The 24,843-nt window shown below is 59.3% G+C and carries 20 protein-coding genes; 7 read left to right on the top strand and 13 right to left on the bottom strand.

The features are described from left to right. Window positions 1-16: 16 nt before the first annotated feature. Complete coding sequence (gene betT, locus AC5WNI_RS10780; protein ID WP_495928448.1) at window positions 17-2,137, bottom strand: choline BCCT transporter BetT; 2,121 nt, start codon at window positions 2,135-2,137, stop codon at window positions 17-19. Between the two features lie 427 nt (window positions 2,138-2,564). Between betT and AC5WNI_RS10775 the strand changes: the two genes are divergently transcribed. After that, window positions 2,565-3,494 carry a LysR substrate-binding domain-containing protein gene (locus AC5WNI_RS10775; protein WP_279856089.1) on the top strand — a complete coding sequence of 310 codons (930 nt, stop codon included), beginning with the start codon at window positions 2,565-2,567 and terminating at the stop codon, window positions 3,492-3,494. A 289-nt stretch (window positions 3,495-3,783) separates the two neighbouring features. On the opposite strand, the gene AC5WNI_RS10770 is transcribed toward AC5WNI_RS10775, so the two are convergent. From AC5WNI_RS10770 to AC5WNI_RS10735, 8 genes are all read right to left on the bottom strand, one after another. After that, window positions 3,784-5,556 carry a GMC family oxidoreductase gene (locus tag AC5WNI_RS10770; RefSeq protein WP_495928447.1) on the bottom strand — a complete coding sequence of 591 codons (1,773 nt, stop codon included), beginning with the start codon at window positions 5,554-5,556 and terminating at the stop codon, window positions 3,784-3,786. Between the two features lie 13 nt (window positions 5,557-5,569). Further along, window positions 5,570-7,030: a c-type cytochrome gene (locus tag AC5WNI_RS10765; RefSeq protein WP_404627474.1), complete on the bottom strand. Its 1,461-nt coding sequence runs from the start codon at window positions 7,028-7,030 to the stop codon at window positions 5,570-5,572. A gap of 61 nt (window positions 7,031-7,091) precedes the next feature. Next, the gene (locus tag AC5WNI_RS10760) at window positions 7,092-7,817 is read right to left on the bottom strand and encodes a gluconate 2-dehydrogenase subunit 3 family protein (RefSeq protein WP_404627476.1); all 726 of its coding nucleotides are present in this window, start codon (window positions 7,815-7,817) and stop codon (window positions 7,092-7,094) included. Window positions 7,818-8,843: 1,026 nt separating this feature from the next. Next, window positions 8,844-9,308: an RES family NAD+ phosphorylase gene (locus tag AC5WNI_RS10755; protein ID WP_495928446.1), complete on the bottom strand. Its 465-nt coding sequence runs from the start codon at window positions 9,306-9,308 to the stop codon at window positions 8,844-8,846. Next, window positions 9,305-9,973: an Xre family toxin-antitoxin system antitoxin gene (locus AC5WNI_RS10750; protein ID WP_495928445.1), complete on the bottom strand. Its 669-nt coding sequence runs from the start codon at window positions 9,971-9,973 to the stop codon at window positions 9,305-9,307. Before AC5WNI_RS10750 ends, AC5WNI_RS10755 begins: the two co-directional genes overlap by 4 nt. An 85-nt stretch (window positions 9,974-10,058) precedes the next feature. Beyond that, window positions 10,059-11,030, bottom strand: a complete 972-nt coding sequence (locus AC5WNI_RS10745; protein ID WP_495928444.1) for a methylenetetrahydrofolate reductase — start codon at window positions 11,028-11,030, stop codon at window positions 10,059-10,061. Then, window positions 11,027-11,491 (bottom strand): methylenetetrahydrofolate reductase C-terminal domain-containing protein, encoded by a 465-nt coding sequence (locus AC5WNI_RS10740; protein ID WP_479398281.1) that lies wholly within the window; start codon window positions 11,489-11,491, stop codon window positions 11,027-11,029. Before AC5WNI_RS10740 ends, AC5WNI_RS10745 begins: the two co-directional genes overlap by 4 nt. 154 nt (window positions 11,492-11,645) lie before the next feature. Beyond that, window positions 11,646-12,527 carry a LysR family transcriptional regulator gene (locus tag AC5WNI_RS10735; protein WP_495928443.1) on the bottom strand — a complete coding sequence of 294 codons (882 nt, stop codon included), beginning with the start codon at window positions 12,525-12,527 and terminating at the stop codon, window positions 11,646-11,648. 114 nt (window positions 12,528-12,641) lie between these two features. On the opposite strand from AC5WNI_RS10735, the gene AC5WNI_RS10730 reads away from it, so the two are divergent. The 6 genes from AC5WNI_RS10730 to AC5WNI_RS10705 all read left to right on the top strand — a co-directional run bounded on the left by AC5WNI_RS10730 (window position 12,642) and on the right by AC5WNI_RS10705 (window position 19,924). Next, entirely contained in the window at window positions 12,642-14,108 is a 1,467-nt protein-coding gene (locus AC5WNI_RS10730; protein ID WP_495928442.1) for an aldehyde dehydrogenase family protein, read from the top strand. A 9-nt stretch (window positions 14,109-14,117) separates the two neighbouring features. Then, window positions 14,118-15,119 carry a dipeptidase gene (locus tag AC5WNI_RS10725; RefSeq protein WP_495928441.1) on the top strand — a complete coding sequence of 334 codons (1,002 nt, stop codon included), beginning with the start codon at window positions 14,118-14,120 and terminating at the stop codon, window positions 15,117-15,119. 119 nt (window positions 15,120-15,238) lie between these two features. Next, a complete protein-coding gene (locus AC5WNI_RS10720) occupies window positions 15,239-16,855 on the top strand; it encodes a BCCT family transporter (RefSeq protein ID WP_495928440.1) in 1,617 nt (538 codons plus the stop codon). Between the two features lies 1 nt (window position 16,856). Next, window positions 16,857-18,656 (top strand): hypothetical protein, encoded by a 1,800-nt coding sequence (locus tag AC5WNI_RS10715; protein WP_495928439.1) that lies wholly within the window; start codon window positions 16,857-16,859, stop codon window positions 18,654-18,656. Further along, a complete protein-coding gene (locus AC5WNI_RS10710) occupies window positions 18,653-19,441 on the top strand; it encodes a DUF3726 domain-containing protein (protein ID WP_479398272.1) in 789 nt (262 codons plus the stop codon). The genes AC5WNI_RS10715 and AC5WNI_RS10710 overlap by 4 nt, the downstream gene beginning before the upstream one ends. 99 nt (window positions 19,442-19,540) lie before the next feature. Next, a complete protein-coding gene (locus AC5WNI_RS10705; protein ID WP_495928438.1) occupies window positions 19,541-19,924 on the top strand; it encodes a RidA family protein in 384 nt (127 codons plus the stop codon). Between the two features lie 167 nt (window positions 19,925-20,091). Here the strand turns inward: AC5WNI_RS10705 and AC5WNI_RS10700 are convergent, their stop codons facing one another. From AC5WNI_RS10700 to AC5WNI_RS10685, 4 genes are all read right to left on the bottom strand, one after another. Continuing rightward, window positions 20,092-20,304 carry a DUF2474 domain-containing protein gene (locus AC5WNI_RS10700; protein ID WP_024952509.1) on the bottom strand — a complete coding sequence of 71 codons (213 nt, stop codon included), beginning with the start codon at window positions 20,302-20,304 and terminating at the stop codon, window positions 20,092-20,094. An 11-nt stretch (window positions 20,305-20,315) separates the two neighbouring features. Further along, entirely contained in the window at window positions 20,316-21,323 is a 1,008-nt protein-coding gene (gene cydB, locus AC5WNI_RS10695) for a cytochrome d ubiquinol oxidase subunit II (protein ID WP_495929201.1), read from the bottom strand. A gap of 17 nt (window positions 21,324-21,340) precedes the next feature. Then, on the bottom strand, window positions 21,341-22,756 hold the full coding sequence (locus tag AC5WNI_RS10690) for a cytochrome ubiquinol oxidase subunit I (RefSeq protein WP_495928437.1): 1,416 nt from the start codon (window positions 22,754-22,756) through the stop codon (window positions 21,341-21,343). A 547-nt stretch (window positions 22,757-23,303) separates the two neighbouring features. Further along, window positions 23,304-24,725, bottom strand: coding sequence for an aminotransferase-like domain-containing protein (locus AC5WNI_RS10685; protein ID WP_213115090.1), 1,422 nt, complete (start codon window positions 24,723-24,725; stop codon window positions 23,304-23,306). Window positions 24,726-24,843: the final 118 nt, after the last annotated feature.

Genomic DNA, 24,843 nt, shown 5'->3' with positions numbered 1-24,843 from the left:
TTACGCCCCCGCTTGGTTACGCCCCCGTTACCGAGGAAGCGGTAGGTGGTGTCTCGTGCGAGCCAGAGGGGATATCCTCCATTGGCTCACTCATCATATGCCCGCTCGGGATGTTGGCCAGATCGAGGGTTTTATCGACCTGACTGAGGAATTGCAGATGACGCTGATATTCATTCAGGACGTCATGAATGACCTGCGTACGTGTGAAGCCATTGAGGTCCTGGCCGATCCCCCCTTCGGCGAGATGCACATCCAGCCGTAGATAGTAGTCGTCATCTGCGGGCAGGAAGCTCGGGGTACGCATGCGGCATGGATGCACCTGATACAGGAAGCTGGGGGCGCCGGGAAAATCAACCTGCAGGGTTGGGCACCCGCCCTCGACCTCTTCACTGTCGCGGTCCGTGACCGAGGCTTGGTGGCCATGTGCCTGCAGTTCGCTAGCGAGCAGTTGCAGGGCTGGACGCACGGAATGCTTGAGTAGACTGTCAGCCCCATGTCGCGTCGAGCCATCAAGGGTACGGGTGAGCCGCTCACGCCAATCCCCCCCTTCGCCACTGATGACAGAGACCAGCTGGCGGGCCTCGGCTTTCTCACTTTCAATGTTCAGCGCGCGATACATACTGATCATCACCAAGAGGATGACGAAAGAAAAGGGAAGCGCCGTGATCACGGCAACGCTTTGCAGGGTCTTGAGCCCGCCTGCCATCAGCAGCGCGATAGTGATCACTCCAATGAGGACGGACCACAAGATGCGCAGTCGAATGGGAGCATCGTGATTCACGTCACGCAGCACGTAGGTGAAATTGGCGAGCACGAGTGCTCCGGAATCCGCCGATGTCACGAAAAACACGATACTTAGCAGTGTCAGCAGGCTCGCGGTAAAACCGACACCGGGCAATTGCTCAAGGAAGGTGTAGATGCTGGTCTGAGGCGTGTTGAGCGCCTGCTCCCCCAACTCCACAGCACCGGATTGCACCAATTCGATGGCGGAGTTGCCGAAGACACTCATCATGATCATGACGAAGGACAACGGAATGAAAAGGGCGCCAGCCACGAACTGGCGAATGGTACGACCGCGAGAAATTCGCGCCAGGAACAGACCCACGAACGGGGCCCAGGAAATCCAGAATCCCCAGAAGAAGACGGTCCAGCTGTTGAACCAGGACTGCTTGTCGGGGGCGTAGGCATAGGTTTCGAAGCTCAACCCCAGATAGGCGGTGGCATAGTCCCCAACATTGGTGACCAGTGCATTGAGCAGGTGTAGCGTGGGCCCCTGGAGTAACACGAACAGCACCAGCCCGCCGACCAATAGCAGATTCAGTTCTGACAGGCGGCGAATGCCTTTCTCGACACCGGTTATCACAGACATTGTGCCCAGTACGATGACCATGATGATGATCAGAATCTGGGGGACCAGCCCCTCGCCGATACCGAATAGATAGTTCAGCCCGTAGTTCATCTGCATCACGCCGATCCCGAGTGCAGTGGCGATCCCGAATACCGTCGCCAAAACCCCCGTGATGTCTACTGCATTGCCAATGGGGCCATAGATTCGCTTGCCGAGCAGTGGGAAGAGGGTCGAGCGAATTGCCAATGGCAGCCGATGACGATAGCTGAAGTAGGCCAGCGCCATTCCCATCACCACGAAGACTCCCCAGCCGGAAATCCCCCAGTGCATGAAGGTCTGCACGATGGCACGACGTTGCGTCTCTTCTGTCGTCCCTGAGCCACCTGGCGGTGTCAGAAAGTGCGACAGTGGCTCGGATACCACGAAAAAGAGGATCGCGCCGCCGATACCTGCGGCGAACAGCATGGCTGCCCAGGAGAGTGTCGAGAACTCCGGGCGCGAGTGGTCAGGCCCCAGCCGTATGCGCCCGAAACGTGACATGCCAATCCCGGCCACGAAGATGACATAAAGTGTGACGGCCAGCATGTAATACCAGCCGAAGGTATTGCCTATCCAGTCGAGGCAATACCCGAAGAAGGCGGTGGCCTGCTCCGTGAAGCCCATGGCATACGCCACAAGCAGTACGATGGCAATCAGTGAATAGCGAAAGACCGCGTGGTTGAGATGATTGCTTGAATCCGTTTGAGATGCATCATGCGTCGCAAGATGCGCTACATCCTTTGGTGTCATGCTCAATCTCAAGCTCCTGCGATAATGGGGAGGGAGTCGATGCGACAATTATTTTAGAGTTGCCGTGTCAGCCGGAAAGGGCAGACCAGGCATGGGGCGCTGCTTGCAATAGGGATCTGGCGGGAATACGTGCACTCGCAGGCGGCATGCCTCAAGGCCTGATGGTGCAGGCAAACTGGAGACGACGTCGCTACCCAGGCATGGGGGGAGGCAGCGCTGTAGCAGGCCGTAATCGGATGTGATGCAGGAAATGAGGGGCTAAACGAGTCATAGGCTCTATGCATTACATTTGATTATGGAATATGGCGAAACGACGTCCTCTGAGAGGACCGGGTCATCACAAGATATTATGCAAGTCGCGAGTCTCCATGAGCGGCATGAATCTGTAAACTGGCCCATTGTTAATCAGAGGGTATTACCTGAACTTATGGCAAACATCGGTCGTCATGTGTCACCCAACCTGTTGCGTGTGTTCGAGGTGGCTGCACGTCATCATGCTTTCACGCACGCTGCTCAGGAATTGCGCTCAACCCAATCTGCCGTCAGTCAGCAGATTCGAGCGCTCGAAGATGCGTTGGGGGTGGCGCTCTTCAAACGAGTGCATCGTGGGGTTCGCTTGACGAAAGCAGGTGAGCAGCTGTTCCAGAGCGTGCAGGAGGGGTTTGCTGTCATCGAGAGAAGCATCAGTGACATTCAGCAACTGACGACGTCCCCGGCTCTCAATATCTTGACCGATTTCGCCTTTGCCAGTGCGTGGCTGATGCCAAATCTGCCCGAGTTCCGACGGCTCAATCCGGGCATTGACGTTCACTGCATGACCAATCAGGGCGTGCTCGATCATTCGATGCAGGAGATCGACGTTGCGCTGTTATTCTGCGGTGAAGAGGACCGACGGCCTCGGCTATTGCGCGAGCGGGTCTTTCCCATCTGTAGCCCTGACTTTCTGGCGCGCCATGGGCCCATTGAGCAACCTGAGCAGCTATGCCAGCTTCCGCTGCTGACCTTGACGGCCGCACACGGACAGGTCTGGATGGATTGGCCAGCGTATTTCATGGCCCATGGGATCGGCCATGTCTCCGGGCAGCGTGAGCTGGTCATGAACAACTACCCACTTCTGTTGCAAGCTGCAGCTGCGGGGCAAGGCATGGCGTTGGGATGGGATGGGTTATGTGATGAGGCCCTATCCTCTGGGCGTCTGGTGGCGCTTCGTGACTTTTGTCATGACACACGCCACGGGTACGCATTGATCGAGGTCAATCCCACCGAACCTTCTCCGGCCAAGCAGGCGTTGATTGACTGGATCACCGCTCGGTTTGGTGATCCCGATGCTGTTACACAGGTAGCCTTAGACAAGTGATACGAGAGTGAGCCGTCTGCACGAAACCCGCTGTGGAAGTTGCTGTGCGAGATACGTAGCCCTATTGGGGTATTAACGCTTCCAGGGGGGGGCCCTCAGGCGTGTGACACCTTCCTCGGCAGCGCTGGAGGGCGTCGAGGATGTCATGGAAAGGAAGCTTGTCGTTTTCCTACGCCTGGGCAATCTGACCCTGAAAAAGCACCAGGCGTAGTGGGATCGAGTGACATGTCACGATGAGGTTGGAACATCTCGTCGGACACAGGGTATGGGGTGTCGTGGCGTGGGGCAGTCAACTGCGTGACATCAGAGGCCCCGGATTATCAAGATAGCGTTCTCGAATATGCTGTGCCGACCAATAGGTGAGGGCTGCGACCGTTCCCGTGGGGTTGTGTTGCATATTCTGTGGGAAGGCACTGGCCCCCATGACGAAGAGATTGTGCGCATCCCAATGCTGTAGATATCGATTGAGGACGGATGTCTTTGGATCTGTCCCCATGATGGCACCACCGGTCAGATGCGTTGACTGATAACTTGAGGGATCGAAGTGGTCACCCCGCTGTTTGACGCTCTCGGTATGGTAGTCAGGTTGCAACTGGGCGACGATTTCACGCATCCGCTCTGCCATGAATTCCGTCATTCGTAGGTCGTTATCTTTCCAGTCATAGGTCATGCGCAGCAAGGGATCACCATGCGGATCCTTGTACGTGGGGTCCAGATCCAGGTAGACGTCTCGATAGGACATGTTCGTTCCGGTAGTGCCCAGCATCATGTGATGTCCGTAGTGCTCGCGTACCTGCTTTTTCCATTCACTGCCCCACTGCGGCGTTCCCGGAGGCGTGCGCAGTGCACCGATAGCGCCTCCCGGACCTTGGGTGGTATAGATGTAGGAGCCTCCAATGAAACCGTGTTGCTCGGTATCGAAGGTATCGGGGCTGAAGTCATCAATGACCTGTCCACTTCCTCCAGCTGAGATGAAGGGGTTGAATTGATGATCCTTGAAGTAAAGATCCATGGAGCCCGTGATCTGGTAGGAGAAGTTGCGCCCCACCACCCCGGTGTTGCTTTCCGGGTCATAGGGTTTTCCAATCTCGGATAGCAGCAGCAAGCGGACATTGGACAGGGGGAATGAGGCAAGAATGACCATGCCCGCGGGCTGAAAGACCTCATTGCCATCAGCATCGCGATAGATGACCCCTTTGACCGTATCGTCTTCCTTGCGCTTCACGATACGTGTGACTTCACAGCCCGTCCGATACGCGAAGTTCTCGCGTTGCTTGAGTGCATCAAGTGTGCAGGTCTGTGGGGATGCCTTGGAATAGTTGAGGCATCCGTAGTTGCTGCAAAAGCCGCAAAAGTTGCAGGGACCCAATTGCATGCCATAGGGGTTGGTCCAGGCGCCTGACACATTGGCAGAAGGGTAGGGATAAGGGTGCCAGCCCAGTGCCTTGGTCGCCTTGGTGAACAAGGTGTCCGTCAGGGTTCTCGGCAAGGGAGGGAGCGGGAACGGGTTCTTGCGCGGCCCTTCGAAGGGGTTCCCCCCTTCAATCATTTCCCCTTGGATATTGCCAGCCTGACCGGATAAGCCTGCGACCTTTTCGAAGAAGTCATAGTGAGGTTCCAGCTCGTCGTAGCTGACGCCATAGTCCTGGATGGTCATGTCCTCAGGCAGAAATCCGGGAGAAAAGGTGCGATCGGCAAAGCTCTTGAGTGCCAGTTCGTTTGGTGTGGCGCGATATAGCACGCCAGTCCAATGCGAACCCGCGCCGCCCACGCCATCACCGGGATGGAAGGTTGTCCAATGACGTTGGGGAACGGCCTGTTCCTGGCGATTGCGTCGTATCGTGACAGTGCTCTGACGTGGGCGCTGCATCATCTTGAGGCGTACGCCGTACTTGAGCTCATCGGCAGGCTTGGGATACAGGAAGTCTTCTTTGCTACGATCTTCCCCGCGCTCAAGCGCCAGCACGTTCAATCCAGCGCTCGTCATTTCCAGGCCCATGATGGACCCGGTCCAGCCAAGACCGATGATGACGACATCGACGTCTGGTTGTGTAACGGTCATGTCGTGATTCCTTTCAGTTCGACAGAGGAGTGGACGTGGCGCCTTCGGGCGCGTGGCCTAGGGAGTCTGGTCGGCCTTGTTGCGCATGATTGACAGGCCCGTGTGCCTGCCTCACTTCCGCCACCTGCTCAGGAGTCACCCTGGAGGCGTCATTGCTCCAGCTCTGTCGGACAAAGCTTGCCAGGCTGGCGGCTTCCTCGTTGCTCAAGCGCCAATCAAAGCCCGGCATTTGCAAGCGTTCTGGGCGTTTTGGCGTCGACGGCAACTGTGCGCCATACAGAATGGTACTGATCAGGGCTGTCGGATTGTCAGCGTTGACCTGGGTGTTACCGGAAAGCGGGGGGAAGACGCTATCTGCCCCTCTGCCATTGGCGAAATGACAAGCATTGCAGTTGTCCAGATACAGACGAGCCCCCTCGTCCAGGGAAGTCGCGCTCGTCAGTTGCCGTGTCGTGGCATCCGGTGCTGTGTGGGAAGGTGGCGTCGATGCGGGGGCGGACGAGGCATGTTGCTTGTCCGTGGCGCCCAGAGTCGTCAGATAGGCCGCGATGGACGATAAGTCCGCATCAGTGAGGTGAGACGTGCTGTGCTGAATGACAGAGGTCATTTCGCCGCCAGTCGCGGCGTGGCGATTGCGTCCAGTGGCCAGATAATCGATGACATCGTCTTCCGACCAATCGCGTAATCCTGATGCGTCGCCCCCACGCAGAGAAGGTACCTGCCACTCGTTCAGCTCAGTTCCAGCCAGGTACTCGTCGCCGTCCTGGTCGTTGAGCGCTTTTTCCTGCATGAACAGGCCGCGGGGCGTATGACAACTGCCGCAATGTCCCGCGCCTTGCACCAGATAGCGTCCACGCTCCAACAGTTGCTGTCGATCACCAGAGAGATCACTGGAAAGGTTGGCGGAAGAAGTATTCGATACCTCATCGACGAACAGCCAGTTCCAGAACCGAATCGCCCAGCGCTGATTGAATGGGAAGCTGAGAGAGGTCTTCGGTGCGGGCTCGGTGACAGGGGCGACTCCCTCCATGAAATAGGCATACAGTGCCTTGATATCGTCGTCACTCAGGCTGGCATAAGACGGGTACGGCATTGCCGGGTACAGATAACTGCCATCTGCACGTATCCCTTGTCGCAGAGCAGCGGCGAAATCCTGCTCACGATATTCCCCGATCCCTGCCTTGGGCGCTGGCGTGATATTGGTGGCGTAGATGGTACCGAAGGGGCTCTCGATGGGGCGTCCCCCTGCATACTCTTGACTCGCGCCCTCACGGGTGTGGCATGCCATGCAATCTGCTGCTCGGGCCAGGTAGGCGCCGCGCTTGATCAGTTGGGGATTGGCCGTACTATCCGTACTGATTGAGGACTGACTATGTGTAGGGCTGTCACCGAAAACGGCCATTGCCACACCTGCGGCACTCACGGCAGCCGCCAGGAGTGCGAGGCGTACTGGCCAATTTCTGTATTGGGGCATCCGTTGCTCCTGTTACCCGTTGTCCAGTGGGAGATTGGCTGAATAATTTGAGCGGTGCTGATCAGCCGCGCTTTCCGGCAAGGCTGACTGGACCGAGCGGATAGGGCACATCATGTTGTGTGACCCACTCGCGGAAGCTGGCGCGAGCGCCGGTGAAGCCAAGCATCTTCCAGCCCACCATGTCCCGGTTTCCGCCATACATGGGATCGGAGAGATACCCTTCGCGTGTGTTCTGCAAGAGAAAAGCAAAGAAGGTGGCGGAAGGGAGGTCAGGTATCCCCACGGCTTTGAAATCAGCTCGTCCGTTTTCCAGGTCGGTTAGCAGCGCATCTTGTTGCTCTGATGAAAGGTCAGTGAATTCCTGTCCCGTTTGTTGCTTGGCATGATGACGAGCGCCTTGAATCCCCAAGCGATAGAGTTCTGCAGGTGTGTGGGGGAGCTGATACCCAAAGACGGGATCGGCGTTCGGGTGAAAGGGGCCTTGCATGTACCAGTCGCTCGCCTGCCCGTAGTCTCCACTCAACTCCTTGTCGATGAAGACTGGGACGTTGGCCGTCAAGGCCCCGGCACCATGTTCATCTTCAGGTATCAGGCGATCGGTGGCGGCGAGAATGAATTCCCATTCTTCCGCGTTGAAAAACGCGGGAGCGTACTGATGAAGAGGTGGGGTCGCCGCATCCGACGTCTGGCTGAACAGCAGGCTTGGGGCCAAGGTGACGGCAGGAATGACAGTCAGTGAGTCTCGCATGAACTCACGGCGTTTCTGGCCTTCGGGATCAAGCGACATATTGCCTCCTTACGCGCGGTGCATCGGTGACTGGCTTAACTTCTCAGCGAGTATTCAACGCGATATCTGGCTTACTCCTTCGGGAGCGGGGCACACCATATGACGACTCTTGCCGCCTCTCTTCGAGGTCACTCCTGTCATGGGGTGGTGATGCCTAGAGAATGCAGAGGGGGTGTCAGAATTCTATGCTACAATATTAGAATAACATCATGATTGGTTGCATTTGAGAGGAGAGGGTAAAGAGTTGGTGTGACGCAGCGTTGCGTTTACCAGTCTGCTAGGCGTGAGAGGCTTGTCGGCAGGTAATGGCGTGTGGAGTGATTCAATACTTCTAGACTCAAACGTGATGGATAAGATTGCCCCTCAACGAAGGTTACCTGACTCAGTAAGTGTCGTGCATTTTGGCTCTTCGACGCCAGGTGTGGAATTAGTGCCCTGGAATGGTCCAGGATATGGGGCCTGAACAGACTGGAGAATTGATATGGATGGTACTCAGATCCTGACCCTTGGTTTGGGCTTGCAAGCGCCTTGGAAACTCAAGGACCAGCATCTGGATACCACGTCATCTCCACATCGTCTCGAGCTTTACGTGGGCTCTACGCCACGCAGCGCGATAGACGGGTGCTCGGGGTTCCCCGACAGCAACGCCGCTGGCCATGCCATTGGCCCAACATGCTGTCGCCTTGGCTCGACAGAAGTCGCTGGTGCTGGGGTGAGGGATCAGGTGTTCGGTGGGGCCCAATACGTGATCAAGCGCCGCATCCGCGTGGATGGAAACCCAGCCCGAACCTCCCCAGCCATCAACGGCAGGGTATAGCAAGAATCGCTAGCCGACTGCCCCAGCATTTCGACTCCGCAAGGGGTGGCGTCATCATATTGGAAGGGCAGCGTCTCACTCTCGACTTTTATGCAGGCATACAGTGTCAGAAGGGCAAAGGAGCGAGGCAATAGCGCTCCTGACAGAAAGAAAGAGCAACACACGGCTTTCCCGGTGCAAAGGGGAGCGCTGATACTGAGGGGGGGGCACTACAGTCGACGATCTGGAGTGAAATCGACCTCTTCGGCACTTTGGGCCAGAGCCAGAAAAGCGGGGTGCTCTGGATTAACGAGGTAGTTCGTTTCTCGGGGCGCGACCACACTTGGAACCGCCAGAACTAGGCTCGACTGTCCCTCAAGCCAGTCGTCACCGATCTCGGCTGTGGAGGGTGGCGCCGGCTCAGCTCGCCAATCTGCTGGCAGAACGTCCTCCGGGAGCTGCATTAGCACCTCTTCCCGGAATGTTACCTCTAGGAGCGTATACTCCTTCAGCAGTTGATTGTCTTCCAGGTGAACCATCACCTCGAGCATGGCCAATGACTCTGTGCTCGCGAGGTACACACAGGCCTTACCTTTGCTGTTCCAGCGCCCGCCGTACAGCCGAGCCCCTTCCCCATCAAAGGCTGTCTTTAGCCACTTCCGCTTAACGAGCCGATAACCGCGCACCACAGTCATGCAAAGACGCCATGCTCAAGCCGGCCGATCAGATCTAGAACGGCTTCGGCGCCAGCAGTGGTAGCCACCATCTCGACCGGTCGACGGCCCCCCAGCCCACGCACGGGGCTGAGCAACCATTCTTTCGCCTTCGCCTTGTCGCCTTCGAACAGGTCCACCGCGCTCTTGTACATCTCAGCGAAACGGTAAAGCCGATCGCCCTCGGCAGGTTTGAAGTAGCCAGTATCGGCACGACGCTTCAGGGTTGCCGGAGGAATGACCACATACCGTGCCAGCTCCTTGCTCTCAAGCCCGGAGGCCTCGGTGAGCTTGGTATAGACTTTGTACGAGATGCCGGCACTCAGCGCTTCATGCAGCTTGGCTCCACGCGAGGGGAGACCCAGAGCCCTCCAGAAGTCGTCCTTCCGAGCGGCTGGTTTTGGGCGATACTCTTTAATAGCGGCTTGCATAGCTCTCTCCCGTGACTTCATTTGATACCTCTTCAGGGTATCAGATGATTCATTTGACAGCATCTCGTATCGTTTGTCGGCTTCCTGAGGTAGTACTGGCCATAAGCCAAAACCTGAACAGGCATCAGACAGAAGAACACGAACGCCGCCACCAGCCTCGCTGGACGCGATATCGACAAGGGTGCCCGAGCGGATATCAATCTTGTTGTTGGTCATCACCCTGTAATTGCTTCCTGAAGTTTGACGCTATCAATCACAGGCTAGCGGGTTATGGAGAAGGGGTTGGGCGAGGTTCGGGTATTTATGATTTACGCGCTCCTAGAATGCCCGCGCGCTTCACGATCTCGGGCACGAAGGCCTCCTGGCGATGCGCCATGATATGCACGCCGCTCACGCCTTCGATCTCACGTAATTGCTGGATCATTTCGATGCAGATATCCCGTCCTTCCGCCTTCTGATCCCTGGCTCCTTTCAAGCGCTTGAGTACGTCATCCGGGATATGCACGCCAGGAACATGGTGGCGCATCCACTCGGCGGTGCGTGCCGAGGCAAGCGGGCCGACGCCGGGTAGAATGAAGCACTTCTCTACCAGCCCCAAATCACGGGCACGATGCATGAAGTCCTGAAAGCGTGGCAGGTCGAAACAGTACTGTGTTTGGATGAACTGAGCCCCGGCGGCGATTTTCTTGGCCAGACGATGAGGGCGAAACGCGAAGGGCGGGGCGAAGGGGTTGGCGGCTGCGCCCAGAAATACCTGGGGCGCTGAGGTCAGTGTCCGGCCGCTGGCAAAGGCGTGCTTGTCACGCAATCCGGCGACGATTTCCAGCAGCGACAGGGAGTCGAGATCGAACACCGGCTTGGCCTCGGGGTGATCCCCGACCTGCACGCCATCGCCGGTCAGACACAGCAGGTTGCGAATGCCCAACGCCGCGGCCCCCAGCACATCGCCCTGGATGGCGATGCGGTTTCTGTCACGACACGAGATCTGCATCACCGTCTCATGGCCTTCGCGGGCCAGCAGGGTACACATCGCCACGCTCGACATATGACAGTTGGCGCCCGAGCCATCGGTGGCGTTCATGGCATCCACATGGCCGGCAAACAGTTGCGCGCGCGCATGCACCTCCTCTGGATCGGCCGAGTCGGGCGGCGCCAGCTCGGCGGTGACGGCAAACTGACCGCTTCTAAGCACTCGCTCCAGGTGACCGACGTTGCCAGCGTCCTCGGCAGGTGGCAGCTGGGAACTGTTCGGGATAGTGAGTCTGGAGGTCATTTCAGGCTCTCTCGACGCTCAGCGGCTTGCCGGGCCACGCGCAGCCAGGATGAGGTGCCCTGCAGGCGGTGGTCCACCGGCAACTGCACGATCTGGATCGCGTCGCTATCCTTCATCCGCTGGCTGCCTTCCCAGGCTTCCACCCAGACGCAGCGTGTGTCCGGTTTGACTTCACAGTTGCCATTCTGCATGACACCGCCGCAGGGGCCGTTGCGCAGGTGCTTGGGGCAGTTCATTGAGCAGGACATGCCGGTCGAACTCAGGATGCACTGGCCACACATCTGGCAATCAAACAGCAAGCCCTTGCAGGCTTGCTCCAGCCTGGCGACGGGCTTCTCGGCGCGTGCGTAACCGACGGACTTCCACAGCGGCTGCAGTTTGATGATCACCGGCTCAACGGCCTGATAGGTGAGCTCCAGCAGTCGCGCGTGACGTGCGGCCCACAGACGAATCGAATACACGCATGCCTCCTGTCAAAACCTGGCGGGGGTAACGCGCCTTGGGCGTTTCAAAGCGCTATCTTCGCACGGCCGCCACCCGGGCCGACATCCCATGGGCGACAGGGTCACCATCGAATGGCGCAGGCCAAGGCGCAGGCGACGGGCCATGAAGGACTCATTGTTTGGCGCCGAGGCTTTCAATGATGAAGCTCTCCATGGCCTGCGCCGCCGGCGACAAGCTGGCGCCCTTGCGGCGAATCAGGCCCACTTCGCGACTGACTCGCGGTTCGGCGAGTTCGATGAACCGCAGGCGTTCATATTCCTGCGGAAACGCCAGGCGGGGCAGCGTCGTGATCCCCATCCCGGCGACCAGCGTGGCTGTCAGCGAAATCATGTTGGAGATATACAAGGCATGCATCTCGAGCAGTGACTCGGCCGCCGTGCCTTGCAACAGCCGAGAGGTGCCATTGCCGATCAGGGATTCTGTCTCCAGTGCTTGCCATGTCAGAGTCTGGCGCTCGGCCAGGGGGTGATCGTCACGGCAGACCACACCGACTTCGTCATGAAACAACGGATGAAAGAGCAATTCTTCCTCCAATCCCCACAGGCTGGTGATGCCGATGTCGACCTGACCGCTGATGACCTGCTCGCGAACAAAATCGGCGTTGCCATCGTGGAGGCCGACCTTAATCCCCGGATAGCGACTGACGAACTCGGAGAGCAATTTCGGCATCAGTCGGCTGGCCACTGACGGCACCACTGCCATGTCCAGTTGGCCTGCCTCTTTGGCGGCACGCGCCTGTAGTTCCCGGCTCAGACGATCATGCTGATTGATCAGCTCCCGAAAGCGCGGCACGCAATAGCTGCCATAGGGTGTCAGAGTCGCCTTGGCACCCTTCTCGAACAGTGCCTCCCCCAGGCGGTTTTCCAGCTCGCGGATGGCCATCGACAGGGCCGGTTGCGTGCGATGCAGATAACGAGAGGCTGCGTGAAAACCACCGTGATCCACCACTGCCAGGACATAGCGCAGCGGTGTGATCTTCAGCTCTGCGACCATCGCGTCGAACCTCTTCAAAGTGGTAAGGGAAATTTATCATAGGGTATTTATTATTGATTATCTTTATCCCTCTGGTCCTCCTAGTCTGTTGTCACCGCGTTCAAGGAGGTTCACATGTCACACCACACCACTACCGCCACTCACGCCGCTGTTCACGATCTCTACATCGATGGTCAGTGGGTCGCAGGTCAGGGCAGCATCGCCAATCTCAATCCGTCCGATACCCGTGATGTCATCGGCCATTATGCGCAGGCCAGTGTCGATCAGGTCGCCGGTGCCATCCGGGCGGCCAAGCGTGGCCAGGCACAATGGGCACAGTCAGGCCTCGAGCAACGTTATTCCGTGTTGATGGCCATTGGCGATGAGCTGATCGCCCGCAAGACGGAGCTGGGTGAGTTGCTGGCGCGTGAAGAGGGCAAGACCCTGGCGGAGGGAGTGGGTGAGGTACATCGCTCCGGGCAGTTCTTCCATTACTACGGCGCTGAAGTGCTGCGCCAGATTGATGAACGCGCAGACTCTGTGCGCCCTGGTGTCGAGGTCGAGGTCCGCCGAGAGCCCGTTGGTGTCGTCGGTGTGATCAGCCCCTGGAATTTCCCGATGGCGACAGCGGTCTGGAAGATTGCGCCTGCGCTGGCCTTCGGCAACGCGGTCGTCTTCAAACCGGCCAATCTGGTTCCTGCGAGCGCATGGGCGCTGACCGAAATCATTCATCGCCAGTCACTCCCGGCAGGCACTTTCAATCTGGTGATGGGCCCGGGCAGCAGCATCGGGGATGAACTGATCTCCAGCCCTGATATTCATGCCCTGTCCTTCACTGGCTCTCTGGAAGTGGGGCGCCGAGTGGCAGCGGCCACTGCTGCCAATCTGGTCAAGTGCCAGTTGGAAATGGGCTCCAAGAACGCCCTGATCATCGCCGATGATGCCGACATGGAGCTGGCCGTCGAGGCAGCCTTCAATGGTGCCTACTCAGGCACTGGTCAGAAATGCACGGCATCTTCGCGGCTGATCGTGATGGAATCAGTCCATGACGAGTTCGTGGAAAAGCTGACTCAGCGACTGTCTCAGGTACGCGTCGGCCACGCATTGGAAGAGGGCGTTCACATGGGGCCGGCCGTCGATGCCAGACAGCTCGAGTCCAATCTGTCCTGGGTGCAGCGCGCACAGCAAGAGGGGGCAACGTTGGTCTGCGGCGGCGAGCGTGTGGAGTGCGCCACCGAGGGTTACTTCATGAGCCCGGCGCTGCTGGTAAATACCAGCAACGACATGGCCATCAATCGCGAGGAGATCTTCGGTCCCATCGCCTGTGTCATCAAGGTGAGCGACGCAGAAGAGGCCATCAGTGTGCTCAATGACACACACTTCGGGCTCACGGCGGGCATCATCACCAACTCCCTGAAACTGGCCAGCAGCTTCAAGGCGCGTGCCGAGACCGGCTGCGTGATGGTCAATCTGCCGACTGCGGGGACGGATTACCACGTGCCCTTTGGCGGACGTAAGGCTTCAAGCTTCGGGCCTCGTGAGCAGGGGCGATACGCGCGCGAGTTCTACACCATCGTGAAGACCTGCTACATCAAGGCGTGAGGAGGCCCCATGTCAAAGACAATGCTGACGATCGATGGCCTGCAGTATTCCAACTGGTCACGCGAGATATTTGAACAGATGCGTGAAGGCGGGCTGGACGCCGTGCACGCCACCCTTGTGTACCACGAGACGACGCGAGAGACCTTGTCGCGTCTTGGCGAGTGGAATCGCCGTTTCGAGGCTTGGCCTGATCTGATCATGCCCGTGCATGTGCCGCAGGACATCGCGGTTGCGCAGGCCAGCGGGCGTGTCGGCATCATTCTGGGGGCGCAGAACTGCTCGCCCATCGAGGATGATATCGACATGGTCGAGGTGATGCGTGATCTCGGGTTGATGATCATGCAGCTGACCTACAACAACCAGAGTCTGCTGGCCTGCGGGTGTTATGAGGCGGAAGACAGCGGGATCACTCGCTTCGGACGCCAGGTGATCCGTGAGATGAATCGCGTCGGCATGGTCATCGACATGTCACACAGCGCAGAGCGCTCCACGCTCGAGGCGATAGAGATATCCGAGCGCCCCGTGATCATTTCCCATGCCAACCCGGAAAGCTTCCATCCGGCAAAGCGCAACAAGTCCGACAAGGTGCTCAAGGCCATCGCGGAGAGTGATGGGCTGTTGGGGTTCTCGGCGTATCCCTTCCATCTGCGCAATGGCTCCGACTGTACCCTGACCGAATACTGCGAAATGATCGCCAGAACCGCAGACCTGATGGGCATCGAGCACCTGGGGATCGGTACCGACCTGTGCCAGAACCAGCCGGTGTCCATTCTGGAGTGGATGCGCAATGGTCGCTGGTCCAAGGACATGGATTACGGTGAAGGCAGTGCCAACAACGCTGACTGGCCGCGTCCGCTGTCCTGGCTGCGAGACAGTCGTGACTTCCCCAACCTGATTGCCGGTTTGCGCAAGGTCGGCATGTCCGAGGACGAAGTGGCCGGCATCATGGGCAAGAACTGGGTCGCGCTCCTCAAGCGCGCCGCGACCCGTAAGGAGACCGCGCCTGCCTGATCAACGTAACGCTATGCCATGGCACCTGTGCCGAGCCAGGAATCCTCAGGGTATCGCTCGGCAACCAACAACCATAATAAATGCCTGCCAATGACGAGAGCTCGTCAGAGGAATGCCACATGACTTCATCTCGCAAGACCACGACGTCTGCCACGTCGGATGCGTTACCACAAGGTCAGTACCGCTTTGGTGACCCTGTCGTTCTGACCTGCAGCATCGGCTTCATACTGCTGTTCGTCGGCCTGTCCCTGTTTGATCTTGAAGGGGTTGCGCAAGCCATCAGTGCCGGCTTTGCCTGGACCGCCAGAACACTGGGCAGCTACTTCCAGATTCTGTTGCTGCTTACCTTCTTCATTGCCCTGGGGCTGACCGCAACGCCTGCGGCCAGTGCCCGTATCGGTGGCACACGAACGCCTGAGCTATCCACCTTCAAGTGGGTGTCGATCATCATGTGCACCTTGCTGGCGGGAGGCGGGGTCTTCTTCGCTGCCGGCGAACCGGTGTACCACTTCCTGGTGACGCCGCCTGCCTTTGATACCGAACCGGGCACTGCGAACGCCATCGCGCCTGCACTGGCGCAATCCTTCATGCACTGGGGCTTTCTTGCCTGGGCCATCCTGGGCAGCCTGACCGCCATCGTGCTGGCGCATGCCCATTACGACAAGGGCCAGCCCCTGCAGCCGAGAACGCTGCTGTATCCCGTCTTCGGCGAGAAGATCATGAAGGGCAAGCTGGGGGGCGTGGTGGATGCCATGTGCGTCATCGCCGTGGTGGCGGGAACGGTGGGCCCGATCGGTTTTCTGGCCACCCAGGTCAGCTTCGGCCTGCATGAACTCTTTGGCGTGACCAATGACTATTCGACGCAGCTGAGCGTGCTGGTAGTGCTCGGGGTGATCTATGTCACCTCGGCCGTGACCGGCATCGACAAGGGCATCCAGATCATGTCGCGCTTCAACGTCTTCCTGGCGCTGGGCGTGGCGGCGGTGATCTTCGTCTTCGGGCCGACCCTGTTCATGGTCAATGCCTTCACTCAGGGCTTTGGCGAGTATCTGAGCTCGTTCTTCACCATGTCGACCATGACGGCACAGAGCGCTCCAGACTGGTGGATGCAGTGGTGGACCGTGTTCTTCTTTGCCTGGTTCCTCGGCTATGGCCCGCTGATGGCGATCTTCGTGGCGCGCATTTCCAAGGGCAGAACCATCCGCCAGATGATCCTGACCGTTGCCGTACTAGCGCCCCTGGCGACCGCTGTCTGGTTCACGCTACTGGGCGGAGCGGGCATCTTCTATCAGTTCACCGGCGTGATCGACCTCACCGAAGCGCTCAACAACTTCCAGTTCGATGTCGCGACCCTCACCGTGGCGCAGGCACTGCCGGGCGGGACCGCAATGGCAGCTGCCATCCTGACGCTGACCACCATCTTCGTCGCCACCACCGGTGACTCGATGAGCTACGCGATCGCCGTCGTCAGTGCCGGGCACGATGACCCCAGCCCGCTGGTGCGTGCCTTCTGGGGCATCAGCATGGCGTTGATGGCTGCGATACTCCTCTATATGGGCGCCGGTCAGATCAGTGCGCTTCAGCAGTTCATCGTCATCACCGCCATCCCTGTCTCGCTGGTGCTGCTGCCCTCATTGTGGACAGGCCCCCAATCCGCCTTCGCGATGGCACGTGCGCAGGGAATCACCAGCCAGCGGCCCACCATGCCGGCCCCGGAACACGAAGGAGAGCGTTGATATGTCGCGCAATTACCAGGGTGCACGCCTCTCATCCACCGAGCAGCGGCTACGGCTACGGGCACCGGACGATGTGATGCAGCTGGAGCGCCTCGGCAGTCTGCATGCCAGCCGCCTGAGTTTCGTGAGAAGTCTGGTGCGCCAGATGGCACTTGAAAAATGGAAGATCACCACGACCCGCTTCGAACTGGATGCCCTCGGTCACGGTGTGGCGATCTACTGCCTGCAGACGCCGAGCAAGCGCTATCACGGCGTCATATTTTCTCAGGCGCTTGAGGATTCCGCACGCTCTGACCGCGTCATCGCCGAAGCCTGGGATGTCACCTTCGGCGTCGTGGAAGGTGATGTGGATGATGCGCTTCTCGAGCAGATGGCGGCCAATGTGCCGTTGCAGGAAGCCGGGCGCCAGCATCCCAGACTGTTGGTCCTTTCACGTGCCAATCGCAGCTTGCGTAACTTCGCAAGCTTCCTGGAGGCACTGAGTGCAGGCCAGCAACCTGATCCTGAGTGGCTGACCCGGGTCGGCTATCTGTATCGAACCACGGCCGTCTATGGCAATGGCAAGTTCGGCATCGCGGATTATGACCGTCTCAAGGACAACGCGGATTTCCATCGGCCATTTTCTGCCCAGATGCTGGGCGTCTACCTGCTGCGTCATTTCTCGATCCAGCAGATAGAGCACATGGCCCGTGCCCAGGCCCCCGAGACCGCCGCACCTCTGGCAACCTCATTGAAGCGTTATCTGGGCATTGGCAACTCCACTGGCCTCGGAATGGCGCCGTTCCTGATCAATCATCCCCAGCTGGTACAGCGCTGGGTGGAAAGCCGAGAACTGGCGCTTGCCGAAGTGACGGCACAGGTGCCGGGAGAGCAGGAGCGTTCACGTCTGCTGGCTCTCCTCAAGCGCGCCGAGACCCATCTTCGCCAGACGGTCACGGATGATCACGAGCAGACCTTGCGCAACCAGGCCACGGTGGCGTCCTTGCCTGAGCTGATGACCTGGCTCGAGCTTGTGCCGCTGTCGCCGGAGCTCTGGCAGGAGTTGATCGACTGGAGCCACCAGCAGCATGGGCTCGAAGCCCAGGAGCTGGTGAATACCCTCTTGCTGGAACTGTACCCGAGCATCGTCGACCGCTATGAGGACCTGATGGCGGTGGAGGAAAGTCTGGAGCTGACCCCGGACATGCCACTGGTTCACCTCAAGCAGGTGATCGAAACGCACTACGACTGGACGTTGCGCTTCGATTTTTCACTTCCCGAGAATCGCCACTGGTTCTGGTATCGCTCGGTCGAGAAGGAGGAGCCTCGTCTGGGAGTCCGCGACAGGGAGGCGGGCGCCGACAAGGAAATGAAACTGGCGATTGCCCCGCGCGTCGCGGATACCCATGCGGCGATCAGTCAGTACTTGGAAGACCACCCTCGTGCCTTGGTGGTGGAATTCCTCATCCATTGCCCACGTCACAAGGATATCGTGCGCCGCATTCAGAGCATGGCCAACACCAACTTTGGCGAGATACGCGCCAACCTGTGGGCGCGGGACATGAAGCCCATGCACCTGTTGCGGACCAAGCTCTCATTCTTCGGTGCCAGCCGTTTCGACCCGAAGTCTGATCGTTGGGTGCGTATCACGCTCTTCCAGGGGGCTCCGCTGGTGGAGGAACTCAACGCCGAGCCAGAGGATCCTGTCGCGTTTGATGATTGGAGCTTCCCGCTGGCACCGCAGCTTGCCAGCACGACGCGGCCAGAGATGACTGCCGATCCTCGGCAGGGCAACACCACGACAGTGGGAGGAATGTCATGAAGGTCTCCTACAACGAGCTTCACGGACTGTGTCGCAAGGCCTTTCAGGCGATGGGGTTCGAAGACGGTGATGCCGGTGATGCCGCCGACATGGTTGCCTGGATGCAGCTCTATGAGCTGGAAGGGTTGGCGGCGCTCAATCGCGGACTGCGTTTCTTGCTGGAGGATACCGAGGAGCGTCCGCCGGAAATTGTCTATGCCGATGGAGACCTCGCGATACTCGATAGTCACGGCCACAGCGTATTGAAGAGCTCATCGCTGGCGTTGGAACTCGGTTTCGCCAAGGCCCGTGCGCGTGGCCTCGCTGTCATCAAGATCCAGCATTGCCACAATCGGCAGCTGATCATGGGCTATCTGGCGCGTCTTGCGGGGCGTGGCATGAATGTTACCGCCTTCTGGCGCAACGCCCAGGATGTGGATGAGGCGATCGGCTGCCCCATGATCGAGCAGGTCGTGGGTTTCAGGGCCAACAGCTCGGTCCCCGAGATACGGGTCTATGCCGTGCGTGAAGTGCCAGAAGAGAATGAGCCCAATGACGGCATCACCCTGGTGATGGCCAACCATGTCGATCTGCTGCCATCCCTTCGCTCCGACTATGACGTTGACCTGCTGGCCTGTCATGAAGAGTCGAAGCTGCTTGCCTGTCGCCAACGAGCCATGCAGGAAGGGATCGAGGTGGATGACGAACTCTGGTCACGCCTGAAAGCGCTCTCGACACGCCTGCTGGTCGAGGCAACGGAAGGTTCTCGCAGTGGTGCCGGCGCCGGTATCACCGACAACGACTGACCTCTCGCTTCTCAATACGCCCCAACATTCCATGATTCGCCGCTCTTGCGCCGGCGAGTCATGGAGTGCACCTATCGAAAGATTTCCGAGGAATCACCCATGGTTCATCCCGTCAAGACTGATCTGTTTGCCTCTCGTGCGCCCCTGTCATGGGCGAGTGTCGGCAATGGCATCCTGTTCACTGCGCAGATTCCAATCGACGCCGCTGGCAATGTCGTGGAGGGTGGAATTGCGGCTCAGACCCGCCAGACCCTGGATAATCTGATTCATACCCTGGAATGCGCCGGTGGTGACGCCTCCTCGCTGACCCAGGTACTGATCTATGTGACTGATCGCGAGCACCTGGCGACAGTGAATAGCCTCTATGCAGAATATGTGCGTGAGCCCTATCCCAACCGGGCTGCCATCATCGTCTCCGGGTTTGCACGCGAAGAGATGCTGGTCGAGATGGTCGCCTATGCCGCATTGGAGGCTGATGTCTAAAGTCGCCGTGATGGGGGGAGGGAGTGACCCGTCACGTTTGCGCCCTGCATTGACTCGTCATTCAGGCCAATCGGTTCACCAAGCCCCCAGACCAACAAGAAAGACGCCGGAGCATTTGCTGCTCCGGCGTCTTTCTTGTGTCTACTTGATGTCTTCTTTCGCTGCTTTCAGGGCGTAAGGCCCGCGGCCTGCATGAAGCGACGCAGTGCCAGAGAGACGAGGCCCAGCGCGCTTACGCTGCCTCCCCAGATCAGCACTAGCCAGCCGATCTTACTGAGCCAGCTGGCCGGGCGCGCGGGCGTCCCGGATGGCTCACCGCCGGGTCTGGCTGTGGGGGTATGCAGTGGTGCTGAGGGTGACTCGTGTGTCGGGGATGTCATGTCAGAACCTCTCAATGGTAGCCATCGGTATGACGGACCTTGCCCTTGAACACGAAGTAGCTCCACGCCGTATACACCAGGATGATCGGCAGGATGAAGAGCGTGCCGACGAGGGCAAAGCCCTGACTTTGTGGCGGAGAGGCCGCTTCCCAGATCGTCACATGACCGGGAATGATGTCAGGCCACATGCTGATGCCGAAACCGCTGTAGCCCAGGAAGATCAAGGCCAGCACCAGCAGGAAAGGCTGGGCATGATATTCAAAGGCGACAGCGCGGATCAGCGCATAACCGGCCAGCACTACCAGCACTGGCACCGGCAGGAACCAGAATAGCTGCGGCAGCGTGAACCAGCGCTCGGCGATGGCGGGGTGCGCCAGCGGTGTCCACAGACTGACGGCCGCGATCATGATCAATACCCACAGCGTCAGCGGGCGCGTCAGGGCAAACATGCGCGCCTGGAGAATGCCTTCGGTCTTCATGATCAGCCAGGTGCTGCCGAGAAGCGCATAGGTGAAAAGCAAGGCCACACCGCAGAACAGCGGGAAGGGGGACAGCCAGTCCAGCGAGCCGCCACTGAAGGTAACCCCATCGAAGGCGATGCCCTGGATGTAGCCTCCCAGTGCGACGCCTTGACTGAAGGTGGCCAGCACCGAGCCGCCCACGAAGGCCTTGTCCCACCAGTGGCGGCTCGCGTCCGAGGCCTTGAAGCGAAATTCGAAGGCGACGCCGCGGAAGATGAGGCCGATCAACATGGCGACCAGGGGAATGCTCAGGGCTTCCAGCAAGACGGCGTAGGCCAGCGGGAAGGCCGCAAATAGCCCCGCGCCGCCCAGTACCAGCCATGTCTCGTTGCCATCCCACACAGGGGCCACGGTATTCATCATCACATCGCGGTCCACCTTGTCCTCCACCCACGGGAAGAGAATGCCGATACCCAGGTCAAAGCCATCCATGATCACGTACATCATCAGGCCGAACAGGATGATGCCCGCCCAGATGACAGAAAGGTCGATACCCATAGTGTTCATCGCTCCAGTCAGTGAATCTGGCCGTCGAGAGATTCCTCGATGGCCGATAGTGGGCGGGAAGGCGTGCGTGGCTTGCCGGGGCCGCCGCTGGGAGCGTGGCTGTCATCACCCGCCGGCCCTTTCCTGATCAGCTTGAAGAGGTAGTTGATCCCCGTGCCGAAGACGATGAAGTAGACCGTGACAAAGGCCGTCAGGCTGATGCTGAGGTGAGCGGTGCTGTGGGCAGAGACTGCATCTTCCGTTCTCATCAATCCGTAGATCACCCACGGCTGGCGGCCGACCTCGGTGGTGAACCAGCCCGCGAGTATCGCGATCAGACCGGCCGGCCCCATGGCGACGGCTAGCCTCAGCCAGCGCTCTGAGGTGAAGAGTCTGCCCTTGCGAGCCAGATAGACACCCGAGAGGCCGAGCAGAATCATCGCAAGGCCCAGGCCGACCATCAGGCGGAAGCTCCAGAACACGACGGTCGAATTGGGACGGTCCGCGGCGGGAAAGTCTTTGAGTGCTGGTACCTGCTTGTCGATGTCATGCATCAACAGCAGGCTGCCGAGAGCCGGAATCTCTAGCGCGAAGCGCGTCTCTTCGCGCTGCATGTCGGGCACACCGAACAGGATCAACGGCGTCGGTTCCCCATGGCTGTTGTCCCAATGCCCTTCGATGGCCGCGATCTTGGCCGGCTGGTGCTTGAGCGTATTCAGGCCATGCATGTCGCCGACGAAGGCCTGCAGCGGGGCGGTCACCATCAGCATCATCACCGCCATGACCAGCATCTTGCGCACTTCCGGCGTATCGCGTTTCTTGAGCAGCAGCCAGGCGGCGGAGGCAGCGACGAACAGCGAAGTGCTCAGGAAGGCGGCCAGTGCCATGTGGGCCAGGCGATAAGGGAAGGAGGGATTGAAGACGATCGCGAACCAGTCGACCGGCACGACGATGCCATCGATGACCTCATGCCCCTGCGGGGTCTGCATCCAGCTGTTGGAGGACAGGATCCAGAACATCGAGACCAGGGTGCCAAGCGCGACCATGCAGGTCGAGAAGAAGTGCAGGCCGCGTCCGACGCGATTCCAGCCAAACAGCATCACGCCGAGGAAGCCGGCTTCGAGGAAGAAGGCGGTCAGCACTTCATAGGTCAGCAGTGGCCCGGTCACGCTGCCGGCAAAGGCCGAGAAACCGCTCCAATGCGTGCCGAACTGGTAGGCCATGACCAGCCCTGACACCACGCCCATCGCGAAGTTGACCGCGAAAATCTTCGACCAGAAATGATAGAGGTTGCGGTAGACCTGTGTGCCCGTCTTCAACCACATGCCTTCCAGCACCGCCAGATAGCTGGCGAGGCCAATGGTGATGGCCGGGAAGATGATGTGAAACGAGATGGTGAAGGCGAACTGTATCCTGGCCAGGTCGATGGCCTCGGTGCCGAACATGGCAATGTCTCCTGAGTAGGCGGCAAGGGGGACGGCCCTGCCTGAATCTTCGCCGCTACTCTAGGGAGCCACCGGAAGCCATAACAGGCTCAGTTGTGCGAGAAAAAACCATATCAGTTGCGAGCTGAATCTTGGTCAGTCGTTAAATGCCCGTGAGCCAGCCAGGTGGTCTGGCGAGAATCCAGCAAGGCGAGTCGGGCAGGAGGGCGCACTCTGATTCACGTCAGCACTATGACGGGGTCAGGCGCGTGCCACATCGCCCTTGGCGGCAGGCCCCGCCATGGCGGGCTCTTGCGCACCCTGCTAGGGCACGCGTGCGGCATCAAGGCATGCAGCCAGGGTGCGCAACAAGGTGCGACATCCAGGTGTGGCAAGCGGCTGGCGCGCGAGTGACATGTGCCGCAAAAGGCTGTTTTCGCCCCCGCGGATGACGAGTGAAGACTGTGTGGCAAGGCGGCCACAAGGGCTGCGGCATTTGCGCGCACTCATGCGCGCATATACTCGAGGCACTCCTCGCACCTCGCATGCAGCCTGAGCGGTCCGCGTTTCAGGCTGCCTTGAGCAATTCACCCAATGTCTGCATGGCGCGCTCTGACGCCGCATCCCATGGGTGGCCGTAGCTCAAGCGAATGCAATGCTTGAAGCCCTGTGTGGCCGAGAAGATAGGCCCCGGCGCTAGGCTGATGCCGTGGGCCAACGCCTGCTGGAACAGGGCCAGCGAGTCGATGTGCTCGGGAAGCTCGCACCACAGGAAATAACCCCCGTGGGGGTGGGTCACGCGAGTGTCTTCGGGGAAGTAGCGATCAATGGCTGCCAGCATGGCTGTCTGCTGGGTCTCGAGCGCCAGACGTAGCTTGCGCAGGTGGCGGTCGTAGCCGCCATGCTGAAGGTAGTCGGCCAGGGCCACTTGGGCGGGCAGCGATGGCGAGATGGTCGTCATCAGCTTGAGGCGCGAAATCTCCCGGGTATGCCGCCCCGCGGATATCCAGCCCACCCGATAGCCCGGTGCCAGGCACTTGGAGAACGACCCGCAATGCATCACCAGACCTTCGACATCCAGCGCTTTGACGGGTTGCGGGGGCGACACCTCGGCACGTTGATCGAAATACAGTTCCGCGTAGACATCATCCTCCAGCATCGGTAGCTGATGACGGCAGAGCAGCGCATACAGTTCGGCCTTGCGTGCATCGCTCAGGCTGGCCCCCAGCGGATTCTGCAGATGACTCATGAACCAGCAGGCCTTGATGGGCAGCGTCTCCAGACGATTCTCGAGTACCTCGAGATCAATCCCTTCGCGCGGGTGTACCGGAATTTCCACCGCGCGCAGCTTGAGCCGCTCAAGCACCTGAAGCGTGGCATAGAAGGCCGGCGCCTCGATGGCGACAAGGTCCCCGGGCTGGGTGACACATTGCAGGCCAAGATTGAGCGCCTCCATGGCGCCATTGGTGATCACCAACTCCTCTGTCGGCAGCTGCATGCCATTGACCATGTAGCGCTGAGCGATCTGTCGGCACAGGTCAGGATGGCCTGTGGTCATGTCGGAGATCACGGCATGCGATGACAGCTGGCGCAGCCCGCGCGTCATGCTGGTCGCAAGCCGCGCGAGGGGAAAGAGCTCCGGGCTCGGGAAGGCAGAGCCGAAGGGGACGGTATCGTTGTCGCGCAGTGAGCCCAGCACCGAGAACACCAGTTCACTGACGGCGACATCGGATGGAGCTTGCTGCTGCAGGGCGACATGCGGCTCATCGAGTATCCGCGAGGCATTGTCACGCACGAAATATCCCGAGCGCGGCCGCGCACTGATCAATCCCTGATTCTCCAGCAGGTAATACGCTTGGAAGACGGTAGAGGGACTGATGCCATGCGCCTTGCTGGCCTGACGCACTGACGGCACGCGCTCACCTGGGGCGAGAATACCGGTACGAATCAGGTTTGAGATCTCGGCAGCAAAGCGTTCATAACGCTTCATGGGAGCTATCCTGGTGGGCTGTGGAAGGGCAAGGATACCGAAGTGGGGGACGGCGCTATACCAGAGAGTCTCAGGTGGCATCGCGACTGATACCTTAATTCTCATGGTGTTCGCTCAC

Source organism: Cobetia sp. PDI-12MA (assembly GCF_059507695.1).
This window is presented reverse-complemented; position numbering and strand designations above follow the sequence as displayed.